This window comes from Rhodococcus sp. 4CII (assembly GCF_014256275.1).
GTDB lineage: Bacteria > Actinomycetota > Actinomycetes > Mycobacteriales > Mycobacteriaceae > Rhodococcus_F > Rhodococcus_F wratislaviensis_A.
The window spans coordinates 1,689,995-1,712,376 of sequence record NZ_JACCFE010000002.1 but is presented as its reverse complement, the minus strand read 5'-3'; the positions used below and the strand labels follow the sequence as shown (position 1 = coordinate 1,712,376).

General features: G+C 69.4%; 22 protein-coding genes. 10 read left to right on the top strand and 12 right to left on the bottom strand.

Annotated features, from left to right (window positions below):
• Window positions 1-23: 23 nt before the first annotated feature.
• Complete coding sequence (locus H0B43_RS08855; protein WP_185728259.1) at window positions 24-485, bottom strand: pyridoxamine 5'-phosphate oxidase family protein; 462 nt, start codon at window positions 483-485, stop codon at window positions 24-26.
• A 63-nt stretch (window positions 486-548) separates the two neighbouring features.
• Here H0B43_RS08855 and H0B43_RS08850 point away from each other — a divergent pair, with 63 nt between their 5' ends.
• Window positions 549-1,505, top strand: coding sequence for a YafY family protein (locus H0B43_RS08850; protein ID WP_185728260.1), 957 nt, complete (start codon window positions 549-551; stop codon window positions 1,503-1,505).
• Window positions 1,506-1,525: 20 nt separating this feature from the next.
• On the opposite strand, the gene H0B43_RS08845 is transcribed toward H0B43_RS08850, so the two are convergent.
• Window positions 1,526-2,695 carry a thiolase family protein gene (locus tag H0B43_RS08845; protein WP_185728261.1) on the bottom strand — a complete coding sequence of 390 codons (1,170 nt, stop codon included), beginning with the start codon at window positions 2,693-2,695 and terminating at the stop codon, window positions 1,526-1,528.
• Window positions 2,696-2,830: 135 nt separating this feature from the next.
• On the opposite strand from H0B43_RS08845, the gene H0B43_RS08840 reads away from it, so the two are divergent.
• Window positions 2,831-3,334 (top strand): helix-turn-helix domain-containing protein, encoded by a 504-nt coding sequence (locus H0B43_RS08840; RefSeq protein ID WP_185728262.1) that lies wholly within the window; start codon window positions 2,831-2,833, stop codon window positions 3,332-3,334.
• A 39-nt stretch (window positions 3,335-3,373) separates the two neighbouring features.
• Here the strand turns inward: H0B43_RS08840 and H0B43_RS08835 are convergent, their stop codons facing one another.
• Both H0B43_RS08835 and H0B43_RS08830 read right to left on the bottom strand, forming a co-directional pair.
• The gene (locus H0B43_RS08835) at window positions 3,374-4,147 is read right to left on the bottom strand and encodes a site-2 protease family protein (RefSeq protein ID WP_185728263.1); all 774 of its coding nucleotides are present in this window, start codon (window positions 4,145-4,147) and stop codon (window positions 3,374-3,376) included.
• Window positions 4,144-4,797 (bottom strand): hypothetical protein, encoded by a 654-nt coding sequence (locus H0B43_RS08830; protein ID WP_312034030.1) that lies wholly within the window; start codon window positions 4,795-4,797, stop codon window positions 4,144-4,146. Before H0B43_RS08830 ends, H0B43_RS08835 begins: the two co-directional genes overlap by 4 nt.
• 218 nt (window positions 4,798-5,015) lie before the next feature.
• Between H0B43_RS08830 and H0B43_RS08825 the strand changes: the two genes are divergently transcribed.
• Window positions 5,016-6,305 (top strand): adenylosuccinate synthase, encoded by a 1,290-nt coding sequence (locus H0B43_RS08825; RefSeq protein ID WP_185728265.1) that lies wholly within the window; start codon window positions 5,016-5,018, stop codon window positions 6,303-6,305.
• Between the two features lie 86 nt (window positions 6,306-6,391).
• Window positions 6,392-6,808 carry a racemase gene (locus tag H0B43_RS08820; RefSeq protein ID WP_252189843.1) on the top strand — a complete coding sequence of 139 codons (417 nt, stop codon included), beginning with the start codon at window positions 6,392-6,394 and terminating at the stop codon, window positions 6,806-6,808.
• 108 nt (window positions 6,809-6,916) lie between these two features.
• Here H0B43_RS08820 and H0B43_RS08815 read toward each other — a convergent pair whose 3' ends face one another.
• Complete coding sequence (locus H0B43_RS08815) at window positions 6,917-7,510, bottom strand: methylated-DNA--[protein]-cysteine S-methyltransferase (RefSeq protein WP_252189844.1); 594 nt, start codon at window positions 7,508-7,510, stop codon at window positions 6,917-6,919.
• Window positions 7,511-7,541: 31 nt separating this feature from the next.
• On the opposite strand from H0B43_RS08815, the gene H0B43_RS08810 reads away from it, so the two are divergent.
• Complete coding sequence (locus H0B43_RS08810) at window positions 7,542-9,077, top strand: alkaline phosphatase (RefSeq protein ID WP_185728268.1); 1,536 nt, start codon at window positions 7,542-7,544, stop codon at window positions 9,075-9,077.
• Window positions 9,078-9,119: 42 nt separating this feature from the next.
• Here the strand turns inward: H0B43_RS08810 and H0B43_RS08805 are convergent, their stop codons facing one another.
• Complete coding sequence (locus H0B43_RS08805) at window positions 9,120-9,305, bottom strand: hypothetical protein (protein ID WP_185728269.1); 186 nt, start codon at window positions 9,303-9,305, stop codon at window positions 9,120-9,122.
• Window positions 9,306-9,367: 62 nt separating this feature from the next.
• Between H0B43_RS08805 and H0B43_RS08800 the strand changes: the two genes are divergently transcribed.
• A complete protein-coding gene (locus H0B43_RS08800; protein WP_185728270.1) occupies window positions 9,368-10,852 on the top strand; it encodes a PLP-dependent aminotransferase family protein in 1,485 nt (494 codons plus the stop codon).
• 47 nt (window positions 10,853-10,899) lie between these two features.
• On the opposite strand, the gene H0B43_RS08795 is transcribed toward H0B43_RS08800, so the two are convergent.
• Window positions 10,900-11,997 carry a CaiB/BaiF CoA-transferase family protein gene (locus tag H0B43_RS08795; protein WP_312033859.1) on the bottom strand — a complete coding sequence of 366 codons (1,098 nt, stop codon included), beginning with the start codon at window positions 11,995-11,997 and terminating at the stop codon, window positions 10,900-10,902.
• 145 nt (window positions 11,998-12,142) lie between these two features.
• Between H0B43_RS08795 and H0B43_RS08790 the strand changes: the two genes are divergently transcribed.
• The gene (locus H0B43_RS08790) at window positions 12,143-12,520 is read left to right on the top strand and encodes a VOC family protein (protein WP_185728271.1); all 378 of its coding nucleotides are present in this window, start codon (window positions 12,143-12,145) and stop codon (window positions 12,518-12,520) included.
• A gap of 6 nt (window positions 12,521-12,526) precedes the next feature.
• Here H0B43_RS08790 and H0B43_RS08785 read toward each other — a convergent pair whose 3' ends face one another.
• The 4 genes from H0B43_RS08785 to H0B43_RS08770 all read right to left on the bottom strand — a co-directional run bounded on the left by H0B43_RS08785 (window position 12,527) and on the right by H0B43_RS08770 (window position 18,019).
• Window positions 12,527-13,420, bottom strand: coding sequence for an SDR family NAD(P)-dependent oxidoreductase (locus H0B43_RS08785; RefSeq protein ID WP_185728272.1), 894 nt, complete (start codon window positions 13,418-13,420; stop codon window positions 12,527-12,529).
• Between the two features lie 121 nt (window positions 13,421-13,541).
• Window positions 13,542-15,011, bottom strand: coding sequence for a carboxylesterase/lipase family protein (locus H0B43_RS08780; RefSeq protein WP_185728273.1), 1,470 nt, complete (start codon window positions 15,009-15,011; stop codon window positions 13,542-13,544).
• Window positions 15,008-16,537 carry a carboxylesterase/lipase family protein gene (locus H0B43_RS08775; protein ID WP_185728274.1) on the bottom strand — a complete coding sequence of 510 codons (1,530 nt, stop codon included), beginning with the start codon at window positions 16,535-16,537 and terminating at the stop codon, window positions 15,008-15,010. Before H0B43_RS08775 ends, H0B43_RS08780 begins: the two co-directional genes overlap by 4 nt.
• A 48-nt stretch (window positions 16,538-16,585) precedes the next feature.
• On the bottom strand, window positions 16,586-18,019 hold the full coding sequence (locus tag H0B43_RS08770; protein WP_185728275.1) for an NAD(P)/FAD-dependent oxidoreductase: 1,434 nt from the start codon (window positions 18,017-18,019) through the stop codon (window positions 16,586-16,588).
• An 89-nt stretch (window positions 18,020-18,108) separates the two neighbouring features.
• Here H0B43_RS08770 and H0B43_RS08765 point away from each other — a divergent pair, with 89 nt between their 5' ends.
• Together H0B43_RS08765 and H0B43_RS08760 are read left to right on the top strand one after the other, a co-directional pair.
• A complete protein-coding gene (locus H0B43_RS08765) occupies window positions 18,109-18,861 on the top strand; it encodes an SDR family oxidoreductase (RefSeq protein WP_185728276.1) in 753 nt (250 codons plus the stop codon).
• A gap of 9 nt (window positions 18,862-18,870) precedes the next feature.
• A complete protein-coding gene (locus H0B43_RS08760) occupies window positions 18,871-20,235 on the top strand; it encodes an NAD(P)/FAD-dependent oxidoreductase (protein WP_185728277.1) in 1,365 nt (454 codons plus the stop codon).
• 3 nt (window positions 20,236-20,238) lie between these two features.
• Here H0B43_RS08760 and H0B43_RS08755 read toward each other — a convergent pair whose 3' ends face one another.
• A complete protein-coding gene (locus H0B43_RS08755) occupies window positions 20,239-21,498 on the bottom strand; it encodes a hypothetical protein (RefSeq protein ID WP_185728278.1) in 1,260 nt (419 codons plus the stop codon).
• A gap of 104 nt (window positions 21,499-21,602) precedes the next feature.
• Here H0B43_RS08755 and H0B43_RS08750 point away from each other — a divergent pair, with 104 nt between their 5' ends.
• Window positions 21,603-22,382: an FAD:protein FMN transferase gene (locus H0B43_RS08750; RefSeq protein WP_185728279.1), complete on the top strand. Its 780-nt coding sequence runs from the start codon at window positions 21,603-21,605 to the stop codon at window positions 22,380-22,382.

Below are 22,382 nucleotides of genomic sequence, written 5' to 3'. Positions count from 1 at the left end.
TGCGTCGTTCAACGCAGTGACCGTCATTTCGTGAACCGGGTGACTCCGGCGCCCGGCCGCCACAGGTCGACGTACAGGTGGTCGCCGTCGACCGTGGTGAGCACGACCTCGTCGAGACCGAGTTCGAAGACGTCCGCCTCGGGGATCTCGTCCGGGTAGTGGTCGACGATCTGCTGCTTGCGTTCCCCGAGGATCTCCTCCGCGCGGCCGCTGATCTTGGCGTCGCCGCCCTCCATCGTGTGGTGACCGGGGTTGCTGTGCAGGGAGAACCGCGGATCACGTTGCAGGTCCCGCACTTTGCGCGCGCCGACCATCGAACCGAGCAGCAACGCGCCTTCGTAGAACTCGACCTCGGTGCCGCTCACCCGCGGTGAGCCATCCCTGCGGAGTGTCGCCAGCACGTGGTGCTTGTGGGCTCCGAAGCGTGCGGCGACGGCCGTGGCGAGGTCGGGTGCTTCGGTCTCGAACTGCGTCCAGTTGGTCATGCCGACCAGTGTGCGCCCCCATCCCTGACATCTACTGTCAGGGATTGTCCCTAGACTCGATGAATGCGTTCGAGCAGGCTCGTCGAGGTGATGCTGCGTCTGGAGGGCAGTCGCGGTGCTACCGCACAGCAGTTGGCGGACGAACTCGGCGTCTCCGTCCGCACGGTGTATCGCGACGTCACGGCGTTGTCGGCGGCCGGGGTTCCGCTGTGGACGGAGAGCGGCCCCGGCGGCGGAATCCGGTTGCTCGACGGCTGGCAGTCGAAACTCGGCGGGATGACGGGGGAGGAGACGTCCGCGCTGATGTTGCTGGGTGTCCCGTCGATCGCCGACGACCTCGGCCTGCGCGACGTCAGCGCGGCGGCGCAGTCGAAGCTGTTGAGGGCGTTGCCGAGTCCGCTGCGCGCCGGAGCCCGGCTGTGGCGGGATCGGCTGTACGTCGACGCTCCCGGCTGGTTCGACGCGCCCCGCGACCACGGTCACCTGCCGGTGGTCGCGTCGGCGGTGCTCGCGGGGCGACGCCTCGCCATCCGTTACCGCAAGGGAAGTCGTTCGGCGGCACGAACACTCGATCCGCTGGGCCTGGTCGCGAAGGCGGGTGTCTGGTATCTCGTCGCGCAGCATCGCGGACGGACGCTGTCGTACCGGGTGTCGCGGATCGGTGCCGCGGCCGTGCTCGAGCAGCCGGCGACGCGGCCCGAACACTTCGACCTCGGCGCGTGGTGGACGGCCTCGACGGCCGAATTCGATCGTGCCCTCCTGAGGTTCGGATGCCGAGTGCGGCTCTCCCCCGCGTCGTGGCGCCGACTGCCCCGGGTCGTCGGAGTGGAGGCCGCGCGCGTCGAACCCGGTCCGCCGGACGACGAAGGCTGGGTGACCGTCGACCTGGTGCTCGAGGCCGAGGACGTGGCACTCGACCAGTTGACCGCTCTCGGCGGGGGAGTCGAAGTGCTCCAACCGCACTCGCTGCGGACATCGCTCCGTGCGGTGGGAGACGCGGTCGCCCGCCGGAACGGCTGATCTGAACTACTTCCGCCGGCTCACGCGAGTCGTTCCAGCACCGTGGCGTTGGCGAGTCCGCCGGCCTCGCACATGGTCTGCAGACCGAACCGGGCCCCGCGCTGTTCCATGGCGTTCACCAGCGTGGTCATGAGCCGTGCGCCGCTGGCCCCGAGGGGATGTCCGAGCGCGAGGGCGCCGCCGTGCACGTTGACCCGAGCCAGGTCTGCCCCGGTGTCTGCCGCCCAGGCCAGGACCACCGACGCGAAGGCCTCGTTGACCTCGAACAGGTCGATGTCGGAGATGTCGAGGCCGCTGCGCTGGAGCACCTTGCGCGTCGCGGGAACGACGGCGGTGAGCATCATCAGCGGGTCGTCACCGACGACGGCAAAGCTGTGGAGCCGGGCCAGGGGCCGCAGTCCCAGGCGTGCCGCGATCTCGCTCGTGGTGATCATGAGCGCCGCACTGCCGTCCGACAGGGGACTGCTGTTGCCCGCCGTGATCGACCAGTCGATCTGAGGGAACCTCGTGGAGTAGGCGTCGCTGCGGAAGGCGGGTCGCAGGCCGGCGAGCGCATCCAGGGTCGTGTCCGGGCGAATGGCCTCGTCCACGCTCAACTCGGGAAGGACGGCGAGTTCTTTCGCGAAGCTCCCGGCACTCGTTGCCGCCGCGGCCTTCTGGTGGCTGTACGCGGCGAACTCGTCCAGCCGGGTGCGTGAGAGGCCCCATCGGGCGGCGATGAGTTCGGCGCTGATTCCCTGCGGGACGAGCCCGTCGGGGTAGCGGCGTTCGAAACCCACACCCATCGACTCGCGGCCGACGGCGCTGGACCCCATCGGGACCCGGCCCATCGATTCGACGCCGGCGGCGACGACGACGTCGTAGGCGCCGGACATCACGCCCTGCGCGGCGAAGTGCACGGCCTGCTGGCTGCTGCCGCACTGACGGTCGACGGTCGTGCCGGGTACGGATTCGGGATACCCCGCGGCGAGAAGTGCACTGCGCGTGATGTTCTGGCTCTGGTCGCCGACCTGGGTGACGGTGCCGCCGATGACGTCGTCGATCAGTGCGGGATCGATTCCCGTGCGCTCGACGAGGGTCGACAGGCTGTGGGCGAGGAGGTCGACGGGATGCACTCCGTGCAGGGCACCCGAGGGCTTGCCCTTGCCGATCGGCGTACGGACGGCCTCGACGATGACGGCGTCTCTCATGACATTCCTTTCGGTGCTGTGAGTACATGTCGACCGGGGGGCGGTTGACAAGTACTCACGGATGCTGGCTTTAGTTCGCCATAGCCAGAACTGTACACCTGACTATGTAGTTGGCAAGTCAGCTATGATGGGGGCATGGACGCGGCACGATTGGACAGCTTTCTCGCAGATCGCGACACCTGGCGAACGACGCACTGCTCCATCGCCAAGGCGATGGACATCGTCGGCACGCGTTCGGCCGTCCTGATCCTGCGGGAGGCGTATTACGGCACCACGCGATTCGACGACTTCGCGCAACGGGTCGGCATCACGGAGGCGGTGGCGGCGGCCCGACTGCGGAAATTGACGACGGAGGGCCTGTTCGAGCGGAGTCCGTACAGGGAACCCGGGCAGCGCACCCGGTACGAGTACGTGCTCACCGAGAAGGGGCGCGACCTCCTGCCCGCCGTCCTCGCGCTGATGCAGTGGGGCGACAAGTACCTTCAGGCCGATTACGGACCGCCCCTCGCACTGAGTGACGACGCGACCGGTGACCCCGTGCGCGTCGAGGTCCGCAGTCCGGACCGGGAGGTGCCGTTGCGGGACCTGCGGCTGACGCCCAACTTCACCGAGGAGGAGGCGCACCGGCGCCACCTGTGATTACTTGTCAACCGCCCGCGGTTAGCAAGTAATCACAGGTCAAAGCCAGAAGCGCATCAGACGGTTGCCGTACTGCGCGTAGATCTCCGGCACCCCGGACAGTTCGAACAGCCGGTAGATGACGTCGAAGAACACCACGTTGACCGAAGGCACGAACAGCAGTGCCACGAGGATCAGCAGTCCGTACGGCTTGTACTGGTCGACGGACCGGCGGGTGCGGGGCGGCAGGAACGGCTCGAGTGCGGCGTAGCCGTCGAGTCCCGGGACCGGCAGGAGGTTGAGCACCGTGGCCATCACCTGCAGGAACGCGAGAAAGCTCAGTCCCGCCCAGAACACCGTGTGATCGCCGTCCAGGCCGAACGAGCGGATCACGACGAGCAGAACGATCGCCGACACCAGGTTCACGGCCGGCCCGGCCAGCGACACCCGTGCCTGGACCTTCGGTGGAAACAACCCGGTGCGCAGGTACACGGCACCGCCGGGCAGCCCGATCCCGCCGAGGGCGATGAACAGGACCGGCAGGCCGATCGACAGCAGGGGGTGGCTGTATTTCAACGGGTTGAGGGTGAGGTAGCCGCGGACCTCGACGTCGGTGTCGCCGTGCCGCCACGCCGTGTACGCGTGTGCGAACTCGTGCAGGCAGAGGGTCACCACCCATCCCGCGACCACCAGCAGGAACACCCCGACGTGTCCGAGAACCGACTGCAGTCCGGCCCGCCAGGCGAGAACACCGCCGGCGACCGCGACGGCGACGACCAGGAGGAAGACCGGGCTGGGACGGACCGCGGTGGTCCCCGCCCTGGGCAGGCTCATCGCACCAGCAACCACTCTTGGTCGTGGCGGTAGAACGTCGACCGTTTGACGTCGCGGGGGTTGGGGACGCCGTCGCGGGTGAGCGCCGCGGCGGGTGATCCGAGTTGCACGGCGCGACCCTCCACCCAGCGGCGCGGCAGCCAGCGCCGGCGTGGTTCGACCGAGGCACGCAGGCCGGGCATCCGGGGGGTCGGGGTGACGGTCATGCTCGTCGTCGTCCCGGAGAACAACCGGGTGTCGTCGACGTAGGCCTCGCCGACGAGAGGGTCTGCGCCGGGGCCCGTGACGGTGGCGCGTCCGACGAGTGCGATTCCCGCATCGTCGCGGACGAGGGGGACCGGCCTGGCCGTCCCCTTCAACGCGGTGCGGGCCCCACGGGCGCCGGCGGACAAATGGTAGGCGTCGGTGGCGTCCGAACGATGCTCGGCGACGTACGCCAGTTCGATGTGCAGGCGCTCGGTGCGCATCAACCGGGTCAGGGTGGCGGCGAGTGCGGCGTCGCTGCCCACCACGATCAGTCGCGGTTCCGTGATCACCTGCAGTTTGGAGAAGACCTCGTCGAAGTCGTCCTTGTCCGGGACAGTGGGTGCGCTCGAGGCCGAAATGGACCCCAGAGGCAGGGGAAGCGGCACGTCGCCGCAAATGAGCACTACGGGGGTCAACGCCACTCCTCGCCCGGATGTCCCGCCGCGATTTCCGCAGCTTCCCTTTCGGATCATCCTAGTGGCACGCCCGAGTTGGCCTCCGCCGCCGGACTGTGGGGTCTGTTCTCCGAGCCCTCGGCTAGACTGTTCCCCCGGCCACTGCCTACGAACGGCAGGACCACGCAGTCGGATACGACTGTACGTCGACCGTAGGAGACAACGTCATGCCGGCAATCGTCCTGATCGGCGCCCAGTGGGGCGACGAGGGCAAGGGCAAAGCTACCGATCTACTGGGCGGACGCCTGCAGTGGGTGGTGCGCTACCAGGGCGGTAACAACGCCGGACACACCGTGGTTCTTCCCAACGGCGACAAGTTCGCGCTGCATCTGATTCCGTCCGGAATCCTCACGCCGGGCGTCACGAACGTCATCGGCAACGGCGTCGTGGTGGACCCGGGAGTGCTGCTCACCGAACTCGCCGGACTCGACGAGCGGGGCGTGGACACCAGCCGCCTGCTGCTCTCGGCCGACGCGCACCTGATCATGCCGTACCACGTCGCCATCGACAAGGTCACCGAACGCTTCCTCGGGGCCAAGAAGATCGGTACCACCGGCCGCGGTATCGGGCCCTGCTACCAGGACAAGATCGCCCGTGTCGGTGTTCGCGTGCAGGACGTACTGGACGAGAAGATCCTCGCCCAGAAGGTCGAGGCGGCACTCGAGTTCAAGAACCAGGTGCTCGTCAAGATCTACAACCGCAAGGCCCTCGACCCGCAGCAGGTCGTCGACGAGGTGCTCGAGCAGGCCGACGGATTCAAGCACCGCATCGCCGACACGCGACTGCAGCTCAACCAGGCCCTCGAGCGCGGGGAGACGGTGTTGCTGGAGGGCTCGCAGGGCACGCTCCTCGACGTCGATCACGGCACCTACCCCTACGTGACCTCGTCCAACCCGACGTCCGGTGGCGCAGCGGTCGGTTCGGGCATCGGACCCACCAAGATCACCACGGTGCTGGGCATCCTCAAGGCGTACACCACGCGGGTGGGGTCGGGCCCGTTCCCGACCGAATTGTTCGACCAGAACGGTGAATACCTGGCCAAGACCGGCGGCGAGGTGGGTGTCACCACCGGCCGTGCCCGTCGCACCGGCTGGTTCGACGCCGTGATCGCCCGCTACGCAACGCGTGTCAACGGCATCACCGATTACTTCCTCACCAAGCTCGACGTGCTGAGCAGCCTCGACACCATCCCGATCTGCGTCGGCTACGACGTCGACGGTGTCCGGTACGACGAAATGCCCATGTCGCAGTCCGACGTTCACCACGCGAAGCCGATCTACGAAGAAATGCCCGGCTGGTGGGAAGACATCTCCCACGCCCGGACCTTCGAGGAACTGCCGAAGAACGCGCAGAACTACGTCCTGCGTCTCGAGGAGCTGTCGGGCGCGTACATCTCCTGCATCGGCGTCGGCCCCGGCCGCGACGAGACCATCGTCCGCCGCGACGTGGTGCGGTAGCCCCGTTCGCGCGTCGCCGTATGTCGCATCGGTCCAGTTGAATTGAACCGATGCGACATTCGGCGAGTCGAGATACATTCGGGCTGATGATCAGGACTGTCGAAGCGAGCACTCGGGCACCCGTCGGCGGGTGGTACGACAGCTTCCACGCCGCGGCCGCCGCCCTGGAGACGTTCGATTCTCGTCGCGACCAGTCGGACCCAGGCAGGTGCATGGCCGTGGTCTCGACGGATCTCGGTGTCTCGGTCTTCGAGGGCGACCGGAGGTCGACGGTCGACGCGTTCGTCCACGCCGTGGAACGGGCGCTCGTCGCCGGTGGGCAGGCGTTCGTGCTCGGCTGTGCCCGCGCCACCGGACTGGATCAGCGGGTGGTCCGGACGCTCCGGGTTCCCGACGGCGACAGGATGGCGGCGGCGGGCGCAATGGCGCGCGAACTCGCCGGCCTGTCGCCGGACGCTCACCGCCCGATGTCACCGCGGTTCAGTCGAACTGAACCACGGTGACATTCGGCGACCCACCGCGGCCGAGCAGCGCCGTACCGACGCCGAGCAGCGCCGTACCGACGCCGCGCAGGGCCGTACCGCGGCCGAGCAGTGCTCTGCCGCAGCCGGTCAGAACAGCACTGGGTCGTCGAAACCCGGGGTGTGCTCGAGCGCGAGTAGTTCACGTTTGGTGAGTGTGCCCGCTCCCGCGGAGAAGCCGCCCACCTGTCCACCGGCGGCGAGGACGCGATGGCAGGGGATCACGATCGGCAGCGGGTTGCGGCCGAGGGCCTGGCCGACGGCCTGCGCGGCATGAGGCTTGCCGAGTTCGGCCGCGATGTCGCCGTAGGTGAGCGTGGTGCCCGGGTCGATGCCGCGGGTGATGTCGTATACGGTGCAGTCGAATTCGGGGACACTCTCGAAGTCGAGGTCGATCCACCGCAGATCGTCGAGCGCGCCGCCGAGGTGGTCGCGTATCCCGTCGAGGGCCTGTTGGACCGGGGCCGGCGGCTGGTGCTCGACCCCATCCGGGAAGCAGCGTTCGAGACGCTGCCGGGTGGCCTCGGGCGAGCCTTCCGGCAGTTGCACGCCGACGATCCCGGCGGCCCGCCAGGCGATGGCGCAGGTGCCGAGAGCGGTGTCGAACAGGGCGATTCCTGTGGTCACCAATCCAGTATGCCCCGCACATCCGACGTTCACCTTCCGTTGCCCGCCGTTGGACATCCTCGAGGTTCGCCGACCGAGGAGATGTTCCGTGTATCTGTCCCGCCGCACCCTGCTCCGCTCCACCGCGCTCGGATTGCTCGCCGTTCCTGCGGCGGCGTGCTCCGGCTCCGGCGGTTCGGGCCCGGCGCTGGTCCGCGATCGGCCCAGCCTCACGCACGGTGTCGCGGCCGGGGACGTGCGAGCCGACGGCGCACTCGTCTGGGCGCGATCCGACCGTCCAGCGACGATGATCGTGGAGACCTCCGCCACCGAGTCGTTCATCGACCCGGTGCGCCACGAGGGCGGGCTGCTCACCCCGGACACGGACGGCACCGGCACGCTGCGGTTGACCGGACTCCCCACCGGGCAGAAGGTGCACTACCGGGTGACCCTCGAGGGCGACGACGGCGCGACGTCGGAGGCGGTGACGGGCGTCTTCCGGACCGCTCCGAGCGCACCCGGCGACATTCGGTTGCAGTGGTCCGGGGACACGGCGGGTCAGGGATACGGAATCAACCCGGACGTCGGGGGAATGCGGATCTTCGACACGATGGCGTCGCGGGACCCGCACCTGTTCCTGCACTCCGGCGACGTCGTCTACGCGGACGGCCCGCTGAAGGAGTCCGTCACGCTGCCGGACGGACGCGTGTGGCGGAACACGGTCAGTGAGGCGAAGGGCACGGTCGCGCAGACGCTGGACCAGTACCGCGGCCAGTACGCGTACAACCTCACCGACGACAACTACCGCAGGTTCAATTCGTCTGTGGCGCAGATCGTTCAGTGGGACGACCACGAGACCGTCAACAACTGGTACCCGGGTGAGGTGCTCGACCTCGATGCGTACACGGAGAAGAACGTGGACGTGCTGGCGCAGAGGGCATTCCAGGCGTACCACGAGTGGCTGCCGCTCGAACCGGCCGAGGCGGTCGACGGTCGGGTGTACCGCAAGATCGGCTACGGACCGCTGCTCGACGTCTTCGTCCTCGACATGCGCACCTACAAGGACGCGAACGGGACCAACACGGGTACGGCCGGTCAGATTCTCGGTGCGGCGCAGAAGGACTGGCTGATCCGCGAACTCGGTGCGTCGACGGCGACGTGGAAGATCATCGCCAACGACCTTCCACTCGGCGTGGTGGTCCCGGACGGCGACACGGCGTTCGAGGGTGTCGCGAACCGGGATCCGGGTCGGCCCTCCGGGCGCGAATCGGAGATCGCCCAGGTGCTGTCGGCGATCAAGGCGGGCCGGATCACCGGGACCGTCTGGCTGACGGCGGACGTGCACTACACCGCAGCGCACCGCTACTCGCCCGAGCGCGCCGCGTACCAGGATTTCGACGAGTTCTGGGAGTTCGTGTCCGGACCGCTCAACGCGGGCGGGTTCGGTCCCAACGACCTCGATGCCACGTTCGGCCCCGAGGCCGTGTTCGTGCACGCACCGCCCGCACCCAACTCGTCGCCGCTCGACGGATACCAGCACTTCGGTGAGGTGTTCATCGACGGGCAGACATCGGAGTTGCGGGTGGATCTCCTCGACGCGGCCGGAACGGTGCTGTTCACTCAGGTCCTGCCGCCACCGCGCTGACCCCACATGAGTGCCACGGCGTCCCCGGGCACATATTCGCATTCACATGCGGGAGGTCCAGTCCGCGGAATCTGGACTGTTCGGCCTGTCGGGGAAGATCCCGCCGAGCGGGGCGCCGACCCGGAACTGCTCCAGGCGAAACAGTCCCTTACCTCCCTCTTTGGGGCCGTAGTGTGCCACAGCTGCGGCCAGGAGGACCATGCACACGAGGGTGATCGCTGTCGTCATGAATCCGAGCTTCGTGGGAACTGGCTTGGAGATGAATAGCCAAGTGGTTGATACTGGACTGCATGATGACTCGTGTGCTCGGAGCCCGCTCCCTGGCCAGGGACCTCGGTAACTGGCAGGACGACAGCGGTCGCCGCTCGGCGGCGCGGCCGGCGTACCGGGCGCTCGCCGACGGGATCCGCCTGCTCGTGCACGACGGCCGCATCCCACTGGGTGTCGCGTTGCCGAGCGAGCGCGAACTGGCGTCGGTGCTGGAATTGAGCCGGACCACGATCACGTCGTCGTACTCGGTGCTCCGGGACGAGGGCTATCTCCTCAGCCGGCAGGGGTCACGCAGCACGGTGGCGCTGCCGCTGGGGGCGCGGCAGAACGGGTTGATGTTCCGGGCGCACCAGCCGGGCTCGGACAGTGCGGTGGTCGACCTCAGTTACGCGGCGATGGCGGCGCCGGCCGAGGCGGTCGAGCAGGCGTACGCGTATGCGTTGCAATCACTTCCACAGTTCCTCCCGACTCACGGCATGGAGCCGGTGGGGATCGGTGCGCTGCGGGACGTGATCGCGGCCCGGTACCGGGCGCGGGGACTCGAGACCTCGCCCGAGCAGATCATGGTCACTTCGGGTGCTCAGCACGCGCTGCGGCTGCTCCTCAACGTGCTGACGGCGCCGGGGGAACGGGTGCTGGTCGATCACCCCACCTACCCCAACGCGCTGGAGGCGATCCGCAGGGTCGGTGCGCGTCCGGTACCGGTTCCCGTCCGTCCGGAGGGGGGTGCGTCCGGGGCGTGGGATCTGGACGGCATCCGGAGCGCGGCCCGGCAGACGGCGGCCCGGATGGCGTACCTGATCCCGGACTTCCACAACCCGACTGGACTGTGCCTGGACGCGCCGGGGCGAGCCGAACTGGCGCGGATCGCGCGCGATACCCGGATGACGCTGGTGGTCGACGAGACGATGGTCGACCTGTGGCTGGACGAACCGTCCCCGGCCCCGGTCGCGGCGCACGGCAGGGGAGCGGCGAAGTCGGAGGTCGTGACGATCGGGTCGGCTGCCAAATCGTTCTGGGGTGGGCTGCGCGTCGGGTGGATCCGGGCCGATCCCGCGCTGATCACCCGGCTCGCCGGGGCGCGGGCCGCGGTGGATCTGGGTACGCCGGTGATGGACCAGCTCGCGGCGGCGCATCTGCTTTCCGACGACGAACTCGTCCTCGCGCGTCGCCGGGCGGAGTTGCGCGAACAGCGGAGCGCGATGCTCGACGCTCTCGCCGACCGTCTCCCGGACTGGATCCCGACCATCGGTTCGGGAGGGATGTCGCTGTGGCTGCGGATGCCCGCGCCGGTGTCGACGGCGCTCGCCGCGACGGCCCCCAACTTCGGGGTGCTGCTGGCGGCGGGACCGCGGTTCGGGGTGGAGGGCGCATTCGAGCGGTTCGTCCGGCTCCCGTACGCGCGCACGTCCGCCGAGCTGCGCCGCGGCGTCGACGGTATCGCGGCGGCGTACGAGACGCTGGCGGTCGACCGTGAGCTCGCGGAACCGTCCCTCGTCGTCTGATCACGCGAGTGGCGAAGCGTGCCGGAGCGCACTTCGCCACTCACCTGTCAGGTCCAGACGGTGTCGATGTCGACGCCCGCACGGGCCGGCGGGGTGGGTGCTCCGGCGGGGGTGCGGGAGAACCGCGGCGCCGGGGCGTGCTGGGTGACGCCGTCGAGGTCGATCAGCGAGCCGCGGGCGGCGATGTGCTCGTTGGACGGCGCCTCCGCGAACGTCAGCACCGGGGACACGCAGGCGTCGGTGCCGAGGAAGATGGCAGCCCACTCGTCGCGGGTCTTCGACAGGAACTTCTCGGCGAAGACCTTCTTCATCTGCGGCCACGACGAGATGTCCATCTGCTGCGGCAGTTCGGCGGGGTCGAGTTCGAGGCCCTGGAGCAGCAGAGCGTAGAACTGCGGCTCGATCGAGCCGACGGCCATGTACTTGCCGTCGGACGTCTCGTAGGTGTCGTAGAACGGCGCACCGGTGTCGAGCAGGTTGACGCCGCGCTCGTCGGACCAGACGCCGCGGCCGCGGAACGCCCACATCATGTGCGACAGGGCCAGCGCGCCGTCCACCATGGCCGCGTCCACGACCTGGCCTTTGCCGGACGACTGGCGCTCGACCAGGGCCGACAGGATGCCGAAGATCAGGAACATCGAACCGCCGCCGAAGTCGCCGACCATGTTGAGCGGCGGCACGGGGCGCTCACCCTTGCGCCCGATGGCGTGCAGGACGCCGGTCAGCGAGATGTAGTTGATGTCGTGCCCGGCGGCGCTGGCCAGCGGGCCCTCCTGGCCCCAGCCCGTCATCCGTCCGTACACCAGTCGCTCGTTGCGTTCCAGGCAGACGTCGGGGCCCAGGCCCATCCGCTCGGTGACGCCCGGGCGGAAGCCCTCGATCACGACGTCGGCCCGCTCGATCAGCCCGAGCACCTTCTCGACCTGTGCGGGGTCCTTCAGGTTGGCCTCGACGACGCGGCGGCCGCGCTGGATCTGGTCGTACGGGCCCTCCGGCGGGATTCCGCCCGGACGCTGGACGCAGACGACGTCGGCGCCGAGATCGGCCAGGAGGGCGGCGGCGTGTGGGCCCGGTCCGAGGCCTGCGAATTCGACGACGCGAATGCCCGCGAGGGGGCCCTTCTTCTCTGACATTGGAGCAGACACGCGAGTTCCTCATTCCGGTGCGAGACGACCTGTCGAATCGACGTTAACTTGCGCTCCTCCGTCCGTGTGCCCCGGGTCACGGGATGCCGCCGTGGGTGACCCCGCGCCCTTGCCTGCGTGCAGGTGTGCGGGGCACAGTTGATTCATGAGTCTTCAGGGTGAGCTCGTCAGTTTCGTGGCCAGCACCGACTTGGACGTCTCGCAGATGTTCTATGTGGAGACCCTCGGGCTGACGCTCGTCTCGCGGGACGAGTTCGCGTTGGCGCTCGATTGCAACGGCGCGCTGCTCCGGGTCACGCTCGTGCAGGCGAAGGCCGACACCGGGTACACGGTGCTGGGGTGGAAGGTCGCCGACCTGAACGGGGTCGTCGAGTCGCTGCGCAGCAAGGGCATCGAGTTCACCGAGTATCCCGGGATGGACCAGGACGAGCACGCGGCCTGGCGGGCGCCGGACGGCATCCGCGTCGCGTGGTTCCGGGATCCGCACGGCAACGTCCTGTCGCTCTTCCAGGATCCGAACTGACGAGCGTCAGCCGCGGTCGGCCAGCAGGGCCTCGGTCGCGTCCCACAGCCGTGCGGCGAGTTCCGGGTCGCGGGCGTCCTTGCTCGGCTGAACAACCTTGCAGCCCTTGACGTATCGGCCGGTGAACTTGCCGGACTCCGTAGCGGTGGCGGTCCAGACCGCCGTCTCGGCGCCCTTCGCGACCTCGGCCGTGAACGGGGCCAGGAGCGTCCCGACCACCTGGTGACCGAACGGCCGATCCCTCCCGAGAGTGGTGCCGCGCACCGATCCCGGGTCGGCGCAATTGACGACCAGTCGGGCGGGATCGGACCGGTGCGCCAACGAGCGGGTGAACAGCGTCAGGGCGAGTTTGGAATTGTTGTACGCCCGCTGGCCGTGGAACGTGTCCTTGGCGCCGTCCAGGTCGTCGAGGTCGAGGTGCCCGCTGCGGTGCCCGGACGAGCTGATGTCGATGATGCGCGCCGGATGCCGGTACCCGGCCGCGTCGGCGGTCGACGCCTGCGCCATCGCCGGAGCCAGCGTCGTCGCCAGCACGAACGGCGCGAGGTAGTTCACCGCGAACGTCGCTTCGATGCCGTCGACCGTCAGCTGACGGTGCCCCGCGTCGACACCGGCATTGTTGATCAGCACGTCGATCCGCGGAAACCGATGCAGCAGTTCCCCGGACAGCTTGCGGACCCGGTCGAGTGAGGACAGGTCCGTGAGCGCCGAGCACAGCCTGTCGCGATCGGTGCTCTCGGACAGACCGGCGATCGCGGCGTCGATCTTGTCCTGGTCCCGGCCGACGAGGACGACGGTGGCCCCGCGGCGTGCGAGTTGGCGGCAGGTCTCCAGGCCGAGCCCCGCAGTGGCACCGGTGACCACCATGGTGCGGCCTGCGAGGTCGTTCGGTTCGGTCATGCTCGCCTCCCGAAATGCAGGTCCTCCGAGAGTAGGGCAAACGGGAGGGCGGCACCGTGGAACGAACAGTGGGGGCGGGGACGAGGAACCGGGGCCGGCACGGCAGCAGACCCCGCCCGCCTCAGCGCCGGTGCTCGTACCCCTGCCAGGCCCGGCGGCGCTCACCCCGTGGGTCGTTCTCGACCCGGCTCGTGTCGTCGATGATGAGCGTCTCCCGGCGCTCGGGCGAATAGCGCGGCCAACCGGGCGCGGGCGTCCCGTATCGGGCGAAATGCAACCAGTGCGTCTGGACGGTGTCGATGACCGCCCGAAGCCCGCGCCGGCCACCGAGCGCGGTCAGTGCCCGCGCCCACGGTCCGGTCAACCCGAACACCGCGTACAGCTCCGTCGCGTGGGTGGCGCCGAGTCCGAGGACCCGGAGCAACCGGGGCGCGAAGTCGTACCGGTAGGTGTACGTCGGTGCGACGGTCGTGTGGCCCTGCGCGCAGAGAACGGACGGTTCCCAGAACGTCACGTCGCCGCCGAGATCCGCGGCCACCCGTCGACCGGGATAACCGGGGTATGCGGCGATGGCCCGTTCCTTCACGGACGGATCCACGTGCGAGAACATCTTGTCGATGCGCGGCGGATCCGTGGGCAGGATGTTCAGGAACCGGGGAAAGACCCGGCCCTCGTGGCTGTTCGTGCCGATGATCAGGGGAATCGGATGTCCGGAACCGGACTCGAAACAGTCCAGCGGATGGGTGGGCAGGAAGAAACCGTCGACGACGGGCGCGAACGCGCGGGTTCCCGGTTCCTCGTCGGCGCCCCGGCGCGCCAGGGTGGTGCCCGCCTCGACGAACTCCGCGGGATCCGCGGACCCGAGCCAGGCCGCGGCCTCGGACACCGGCACCCCGGCGATCTCGAGGAACTCGCGCGCCCAGCGCGCCGCCCGCTCCGGGTGATACGCGGACGCGACGGGTGGGCTCTCGGCGATGGCCCGGGCGAACAGACTTTTCGCGGCGGGGGTGGTCATCAGAGTGGTGACGGCATTGGCGCCCGCGGATTCGCCGAAGAGGGTGACGTTGTCGGGGTCGCCGCCGAATTCGGCGATGTTGCGTTGCACCCACTCGAGTGCCGCGACCTGATCGCGGAGGCCGAGATTGGAGTCGAAAGGCCGTTCGGGGGTGGAGAACTGGGTGAAGTCGAGGTAGCCCAGCGACCCGAGTCGGTAGTTGATCGACACGTACACGATGTCGCCGCGACGGACCAGGCTGTGGCCGCCGTACAGCGACGAGGACGCGCTGCCTCCGGAGTAGGCGCCGCCGTGGATGAACACCATCACCGGTCTCGGTGTTGCCGATGGCGACGCCGGAGCGAGCACGTTGAGGGTCAGACAGTCCTCGTCGGAATCCCCACTCGGCTGCGGCGCGGGCGGTCCGAAGTGGAATGTCCGCCGGACATCCGACCACTCCTCGACCGGTTGCGGGGCCCGCAACCGAAGAGGCCCGACCGGGGGAGCGGCGTAGGGGATGCCCCGCCACGCGATCAGGTCGTCGATCCGGCGCCCTCCGACGGCGCCGGCATCGGTGTCGATCTCGAGACGGCTCACAGGCCCTGCCCGTAGTAGCCTTCGTACCCCTCCCAGGCCAGCCTGCGCTCGCGGCGCGGGTCGTCCTGGACGGTGGTGACGGTGTCGAACACGAGAGTTGCCCTCCGATCTGTGTCGTACAGGGGCCACGACGCCAACGGTGCTCCCTGCGAAGCGAAGTGCAGCCAGTGGCGCTGCACGGTATCCGTCACGTCCTTCAGTCCGCGTCGCCCACCCGGGAGGGTGAGACCGCGGCCGATCAGGCTGTCGGCGATGTCGAACACGGCGAACAACTCCAACCCGTGCGTGGCGTCCAGGCCGAGCCACTTCATTGCGCGCGGCGCGAAGTCGAAACGGTAACTGTAGGTGGGTGCGTACGCGGAGTGCGCCTGAGCCAGTTCGATCGAGGGCTTCCAGAATGTCAGGTCGCCGCCCAGATCGACTGCGGCGTCCGGCGCCGGATAGCCCGGGTACGCCGCGGTGATGCGGGCCTCGGCGGCCGGGTCGGTGAGCGCGAACATCCGTCCGATCCGGTCGGGGTCGGTCGGCAGGGCGTCCAGCACCTTCGGGAACAGGGTGCCCTCCCGGGCGTTGGTGCCGATGATCAGCGGAACCCGGTGCGCCGAGCCGTCGGCGAACGCGTCGAGCGGCGGTTCGGGCAGGAAGTCGCCATCGATGACGGGTCCGAACGGGTGGAGCCCCGGCGTCTCCGACAGCACTTTGGCGGCGAGGCGATTACCGGCCCGGCCCAGTGCGCCGACCGGTGACGAGCTGAGTATGTCTGCGGCAGTGTCGGATTCGGCCCCGAGTAGCGTGATGTAGTCGGACGCCCAGCGGGCCGCCCGCTCCGCCGTGGTGACGAGTCCGGGGGCGGAACTCTCCGAGATGGCCCGGGCGAAAAGGCCTTTCGCGGCGGGGGTGGTCATCAGGGTGGTGACGGCGTTGGCGCCCGCGGATTCGCCGAAGAGGGTGACGTTGTCGGGGTCGCCGCCGAATTCGGCGATGTTGCGTTGCACCCACGCGAGGGCCGCGACCTGATCGCGGAGGCCGAGGTTGGAGTCGAAAGGCCGTTCGGGGGTGGAGAACTGGGTGAAGTCGAGGTAGCCCAACGACCCGAGTCGGTAGTTGATCGACACGTACACGACGTCGCCGCGGCGCACGAGCGACTCGCCCCCGTACAGGGCCGTCGCCGACATCCCGAGCGTGTACGCGCCGCCGTGGATGAACACCATCACCGGCCGCGCCCCCGACGTGCCGGGAGTGGCCAGCACGTTGAGCGTCAGGCAGTTCTCGCTGCTCGGCTGATATTTGCCCGGCCGCAGCGCGGTGAACTTCTTGTGCTGGACTGCGGCGTCGCCGAACTCGGTGGCGTCGAGCTCACCGGACCACGGCGCGACCGGCTGGGGTGCGCGCAACCGCAGCGGGCCGACCGGGGGAGCCGCGTACGGAATTCCCCGCCACGCGATCAGGTCGCCGACACGCCGGCCGCGGACCGCCCCGTCGGCCGTCCTCACCAGTGTGTCGGTCGTGAGAGTGTCAGACGCCATGTCGGCGACTATACGGAGACCGGACGAGCGGTCGCCCCTTCCGCCCGGTCAGCGCCTCGCCTCGAGCAGCCGCAGCCACACCTCGCTCACCGTCGGATAGGACGGGACCGCGTGCCACAGCGTGTCGAGCGGCACCTTCCCGACCAGCGCGACGGTGGCCGCGTGGATGAGTTCGCCCACATCGGTGCCCGCGAACGTCGCCCCGACCAGGGTGTCGGTGGCCCGGTCGATCACCAGCTTGGCGTGTCCGCTGAAATCGTCGCGGGCCAGCGACGAACCGGCGACGGCGATGTCGACCTCCAGGGTCTCGACGTCCACGCCCGCGTCGCGCGCCTCCTGCTCGGTGATCCCGACGGCCGAGACCTCCGGGGCGGCGAACACCACCTGCGGAACCTGTCCGTGGTCGGCGGTCGCGCGGAATCGGGTCCCGTCGAGCGGTCTACCCTCGGCGCGGGCGGCGATCACGTCGCCGCAGACGCGGCCCTGGTACTTGCCCATGTGGGTGAGCAGCGCGCGACCGTTGGCGTCTCCGACGGCGTACAACCACCCGTCCGCCGTCGTCAGATGGTCGTCGGTCGCGAGGTATCCGTGGGAGTTCAGCAGTCGCGCATCGAGGCCGAGTGCGGCGGTCGCGGGTGTGCGCCCGGTGGCCACGACGATCTCGTCCGCCACGAGGGGATCCCGGCCGGCCACGTCCAGGGTCACCGGGCCGCCGTGAATGCGGCCGATGCCGGTGTCCCGCGCATCGGGCCGCTCGACCCCGCGGAGGTCCGCCCCGAACAGGATCCGCGCGCCCTTCTTCTCCAGTGACCGGGCCACGAGTTCGCCGGCGAACGGTTCGTTCTTCGGGAGCAGTGCCCGGCCGCGCACCACCATCGTCAGTTCCTCCACGCCGAGGTCCAGCAGCCAGGTCGCGCTCTCGCAGGCCACCACGCCGCCGCCGATCACCACGGCCCGGCGCGGGATCTCCCTCAGATTGGTGGCGTCGCGCGAGATCCACGGCAACGCCGCGCGCAGGCCGGGGGTGCCGGGGACCGCCGCTGTCGTTCCGGTCGCGACGACGACGGCGTGCCGGGCACGCAGTTCCCGGGTTCCGCCGACCGTCACCGTGCGTTCGCCGGTGATGCGCGCGGAACCGCGGATGACGTCGATCCCCTGGGAGTCGGCCCACATCACCTGCGACGAGTCGTCGTGGTTGTTGGTGAACGAGTCGCGCCGTGCCAGCACGCCATCGACGTCGAGCGGGCCGGCGGACACCCCGGGCATGTTGCGCGCCGCACCGAGGACCTCACCGGGACGCAGCAGCGCCTTGCTGGGCATGCAGGCCCAGTAGGAGCATTCTCCGCCGACGAGTTCGTGTTCGATCAGCGCCACGGTGCGGTCGCTGCCGGCGATGGCGTAACTCGCCGCGTTCTCGCCCGCGGGGCCGCCCCCGATCACGATGACATCGAACTCTTCCGCGCTGCTCCCCGAGTCAGTCATGCCTGTAACGGTAAGCCGCTCGGGTGCCGGATGTCAGAGCTTCCGGCGTGCCCCTCGCGTTGTTACCGGCGGGTAGATACTGTGGCGGAATGACACGTCGGAAGATCCTGATCACCGGGGCCAGCTCGGGGCTCGGTGAGGAGATGGCGCGTCGGTTCGCGGCTCGGGGGCGGGACCTCGCGCTGTGTGCGCGGCGCCTCGAACGGCTCGAGTCCCTGAGAGACGAATTGCAGGCGGCGCATCCCGGAATCGTCGTCGCCGTCCGCGAACTCGACGTCACCGACCACGACGCCGTCGTCCGGGTCTTCGGGGCACTGCGCGACGAACTGAACGGACTCGACCGCGTCGTCGTCAACGCCGGACTCGGCAAGGGCGCGAAGATCGGTACGGGCCGGGCCGACGCCAACCTCGCCACCGCGCGCACCAACTTCGTCGGTGCGCTGTCCCAGTGCGAGGCCGCCCTCGCGATCTTCCGCGAACAGAACTCCGGCCACCTCGTGCTGGTGTCCTCGATCAGCGCCGATCGCGGACTGCCCGGACCGAAGGCGGCGTATTCCGCCAGCAAGGCGGGAGTGTCGGCCCTCGGCGAGGCGCTGACCGCGGAACTCGCGAAGAGTCCGATCGCGGTGACCACCCTGCTGCCCGGCTACATCGCCACCGACATGTCGGGTCGGGCCGGCGACAGCGCCACGATGACGGCAACCCTCGACGACGGCGTCGACGCGATGGTCGCGGCCATCGAGAAGGAGACGAGCCGCGCCGCGCTCCCGGGAATACGGTGGCGTGGAATCGACCTCGCATTGAGGTTCCTTCCTCATGCATGGACTTCCCGGTTCGTGTAGGACTGACCTATGACGACCGCCCAGGAATCCTCGTCCCTCGGCCTGCAGCGTTCACGACCACGCGTCGTCATCATCGGCGGAGGATTCGGCGGAATCTACGCGGCCCGGCGGTTTCGCGACACGGACGTCGACGTCACCCTCCTCGATCGGGGCACCAGCCACGTCTTCCAGCCGCTGCTCTACCAATGCGCGACGGGCCTGCTCTCCGAGGGGGAGATCAGCAGTCCGCTGCGCCACCTGCTGCGCGGCAACCACAATGTCCACGTCGCCCTCGGCGAGGCGCGCGCAATCGATGCCCACCGCCGGATCCTCACCGCCAGCCGATTCGACGGGTCCACGTTCGACCTCCCCTACGACTACCTGATCGTCGCGGCGGGCATGCGGCAGTCGTACCACGGACACGACGAGTACATCCAGTGGGCGCCGGGAATGAAGACCCTCGACGACGCCCTCGCCATCCGCCGAAAACTGATCTGCGCCTTCGAGATGGCCGAATCGCTGCCCACCCCGGAGGAACGCAGACCGTGGCTGACGTTCGCCGTCGCCGGCGGCGGGCCGACCGGAGTCGAATTGGCGGGCCAGATCCGGGAACTCGCGATGCACGCCCTCGCCAACGAATTCCAGTCCATCGACCCCTGCGAGGCGCGGGTGCTGCTGTTCCACGGCGGCGATCGCGTCCTTCCGTCGTTCAACCGGAAGCTGTCGGCGGCGGCGCAGCGGACCCTCGACAAGGTCGGCGTCGAAACGCACCTCGGTGTGCACGTCACCGACGTCTGCGAGACCAGCATCGAGACGACGGCGAAGAATGCGACCCACACCAAGAAGCGGTACGGGGCCCGCACGATCCTGTGGACCGCGGGTGTCGAGGCCGTGCCGTTCGCCGCGGCTCTCGCGGAGGCGTTGGGCGTGAAGCAGGTTCAGGGTGGCCGAATCGCCGTCGAACCCGATCTGACCGTGCCCGGTCACCCCAACGTGTGGGTGGTGGGAGACCTGATGTCGCTGAACGACCTCCCCGGCGTGGCCGAGGTCGCGATGCAGGGCGGCAGACACGCCGCGGGGTGCATCGCCCGCACCGTCACCGGTGGGGTGCCCGACCGCAAACCCTTCAAGTACCGCGACCTCGGGAGCGCGGCGTACATCGCCCGCAGGCACGCGCTGCTCCAGGCCGGTCCGATCCGGATGTCCGGGTTCGTCGGCTGGGTGTCGTGGGGGGTCATCCACATCGCGTTCCTCGCCGGGTACCGCAACCGGTTCGGCACCCTGCTCAACTGGGGCGTCACGCTGGCGTCGCGGACTCGCCGGGAGCGGGCCATCACCTACGGGGATCCGGAGTCGGCGCGGCAGCCCTACTCCGATCTCACGTCCAGGTCGTAGCCCTCACCAGCCCCGCGTGGTGAGCCCGTACCCGGCGAGGACGTTCTCCGCCCGCTCGCGGAGCGCCGCGCGCCCCGGACTGTCCAGGGACTCCAGCGCGAGCGTGTAGCGGCCTCCGAAGAGGCTGAGATAGGCGGACAGCCGGGTGCGGCTGGTGACGGCACCCGGGTGTACGGCGCGGGTGACGATTCCGGTGGCCCGGTGACCGCCCACCCACCCGAGCGTGTCAGGGAGCGGCCCGATGTTGGAACACAACACGTCGCGCTCGCCGGGGTTGCCGGTCAGAGCGTGCGCCACCCGGTCGGGGACCAGTTGCAGCATTTCCTCCGGGAAGCCGGCGGGACTGGTCATCGTGGGCGCGGCGAACGCCGCCCGGCTCGCCGCCCGCACGTCGGCGACCGTGGCCCACGGGGACACGTCCACCTCGACCATCGCGACGGAGTTGGCGGTGCCCGGCGCGTGGTCACGGCGGCGCAGATCCATCGGCACGCTGATCGTGAGCGGCCGGGATTCGCCGTCTTGCCGCGCCACCTCGGCCACCACGGACAGGAACAGGCTGTTGGGGGTGCCGCCTTCCCGATCGGCGACGGCGTCCCACCGGTCGGCGTCCACGTCCAGCACCGCCGACACAGGTGAGTGGCAGTGCGTGCCGGGGGACGCATTCCCACTCACGTGCAGGAAGCGGCGCAGTTCCGCGCGGCGGCTCCCGCTCACCGCGAGACCGGCGACCGCGCGCGCCGTCCCCTCCGTCACGCGGCGGGCGAGCCGGGTCGCGTCCCACACGTCCGCGACAGTTCCCGCGCCACCTCCGGGGCCGAGCGGTTGCCCGCCTTGCAGCGCGGCCGCGATGGCCGCCGCCAGACCCCGCGCGTCCGCGATCACATGCGAGCACACCAGCGACAGCACCGTGCCGCCGTCGGCCGGTCGTGCGCAGGCCAGACGCCAGCCGGGACCACGCTCGGGGTCCACCGGCAGCGCGCCCTGCTCGTCCGCCCACGCGAGGACCGTCCCGGCGTCGATCTCGGAATACTCGACGGGAAAAGAGTCGGCACGGGGCTCGAACCGGGGCCGCGCGCCGGGGATCCGCGGGCGCACCACCCGCCGGCCCAGCGGCCCCCGGGCGAGTTCCGCGGTCAGCACGTCGAGGGTCGCTGCCTCCACCCGGTCGTCGGTACGCCACAGTCCCTGCATCACGATCGGCGTTCCGAACCCCCGGTGGGTGCGCAGGAACATCTCGTCGACGACGCTCAATCGGGCGCTCACCAGCGAAGTGTACGACCGGGCGGGACCCTCGCGGCACGCCGGCCTCTGGACAACCAGCGCATACTGGAACTGCAGCGCTGTTCGGACCGCACACGGAGAACACCATGGTTAGCGTCGAGAAATGGAAGGTGTGGGGTTCCGTCGTGGAGGTCGACGTCACCGAGGGCGCCGCCCTTCCGGAGGCCGCGGCGTTGATCGCGGCCGTCATCGACGAGGCCGAATCGGTCTGCGACATCCACCGCGGCGACGCCGAGATCCACGCGGTCAACCTTTCGCAGGGCGCCCCGGTGAAGGTCAGCAGGCGAATGTCGGCACTGCTGCGTTCGGCACTGTGGGCTGCGCGGATGACAGACGGAGTGGTGAATCCGCTCGCCGCCGAATCCGCCGACGAGGACTTGATCCCCACGGTGCATCCGGCGCCCAGCTTCCTCGACGTCCAGATCGACGACGACGTCGTGTTCGCGCCGTGGGGTGCGTCTTTCGACATCACCGACACCGCGAAGGCCGACACGGTGGATCGGGCGGCGGAACTGGTCGCCCGCCAACTCGAGTGCGGGGCCGCCGTGCGTATCGGCGACGTCGTCGCGACGGCCGGCCACTGCCCGGCGGGGGGTTGGCAGATCCCGGTGCCCGGCGACGGCGAGGTGGAGTTGGTGAACGGGACCGCGATGGCGACGGCGTTCGGGCCCCCGCTCACCGAACCGCCCACCGCCACCGAATGGGAGACGGTAACGGTGATCGCCGACGACGCACTCTGGGCGTACGCGGCCGGCATGGCCGCCCTGGCCCGGGGGATCGGTGCGATCCGGTGGATCGAGCAGCACGAACTGCGTGCCCGGCTGGTGGATCGTTCGGGCCGCGTCTACACCACCGAGAGCTGGTGA

Bases quoted from the DNA above. Each gene is read 5' to 3' on its own strand.
- H0B43_RS08855 (WP_185728259.1), bottom strand. From the start codon at position 485: ATGACCAACTGGACGCAGTTCGAGACCGAAGCACCCGACCTCGCCACG.
- H0B43_RS08850 (WP_185728260.1), top strand. From the start codon at position 549: ATGCGTTCGAGCAGGCTCGTCGAGGTGATGCTGCGTCTGGAGGGCAGT.
- H0B43_RS08845 (WP_185728261.1), bottom strand. From the start codon at position 2,695: ATGAGAGACGCCGTCATCGTCGAGGCCGTCCGTACGCCGATCGGCAAG.
- H0B43_RS08840 (WP_185728262.1), top strand. From the start codon at position 2,831: ATGGACGCGGCACGATTGGACAGCTTTCTCGCAGATCGCGACACCTGG.
- H0B43_RS08835 (WP_185728263.1), bottom strand. From the start codon at position 4,147: ATGAGCCTGCCCAGGGCGGGGACCACCGCGGTCCGTCCCAGCCCGGTC.
- H0B43_RS08825 (WP_185728265.1), top strand. From the start codon at position 5,016: ATGCCGGCAATCGTCCTGATCGGCGCCCAGTGGGGCGACGAGGGCAAG.
- H0B43_RS08820 (WP_252189843.1), top strand. From the start codon at position 6,392: ATGATCAGGACTGTCGAAGCGAGCACTCGGGCACCCGTCGGCGGGTGG.
- H0B43_RS08815 (WP_252189844.1), bottom strand. From the start codon at position 7,510: ATGTCCAACGGCGGGCAACGGAAGGTGAACGTCGGATGTGCGGGGCAT.
- H0B43_RS08805 (WP_185728269.1), bottom strand. From the start codon at position 9,305: ATGACGACAGCGATCACCCTCGTGTGCATGGTCCTCCTGGCCGCAGCT.
- H0B43_RS08800 (WP_185728270.1), top strand. From the start codon at position 9,368: ATGATGACTCGTGTGCTCGGAGCCCGCTCCCTGGCCAGGGACCTCGGT.
- H0B43_RS08790 (WP_185728271.1), top strand. From the start codon at position 12,143: ATGAGTCTTCAGGGTGAGCTCGTCAGTTTCGTGGCCAGCACCGACTTG.
- H0B43_RS08785 (WP_185728272.1), bottom strand. From the start codon at position 13,420: ATGACCGAACCGAACGACCTCGCAGGCCGCACCATGGTGGTCACCGGT.
- H0B43_RS08775 (WP_185728274.1), bottom strand. From the start codon at position 16,537: ATGGCGTCTGACACTCTCACGACCGACACACTGGTGAGGACGGCCGAC.
- H0B43_RS08770 (WP_185728275.1), bottom strand. From the start codon at position 18,019: ATGACTGACTCGGGGAGCAGCGCGGAAGAGTTCGATGTCATCGTGATC.
- H0B43_RS08765 (WP_185728276.1), top strand. From the start codon at position 18,109: ATGACACGTCGGAAGATCCTGATCACCGGGGCCAGCTCGGGGCTCGGT.
- H0B43_RS08760 (WP_185728277.1), top strand. From the start codon at position 18,871: ATGACGACCGCCCAGGAATCCTCGTCCCTCGGCCTGCAGCGTTCACGA.
- H0B43_RS08750 (WP_185728279.1), top strand. From the start codon at position 21,603: ATGGTTAGCGTCGAGAAATGGAAGGTGTGGGGTTCCGTCGTGGAGGTC.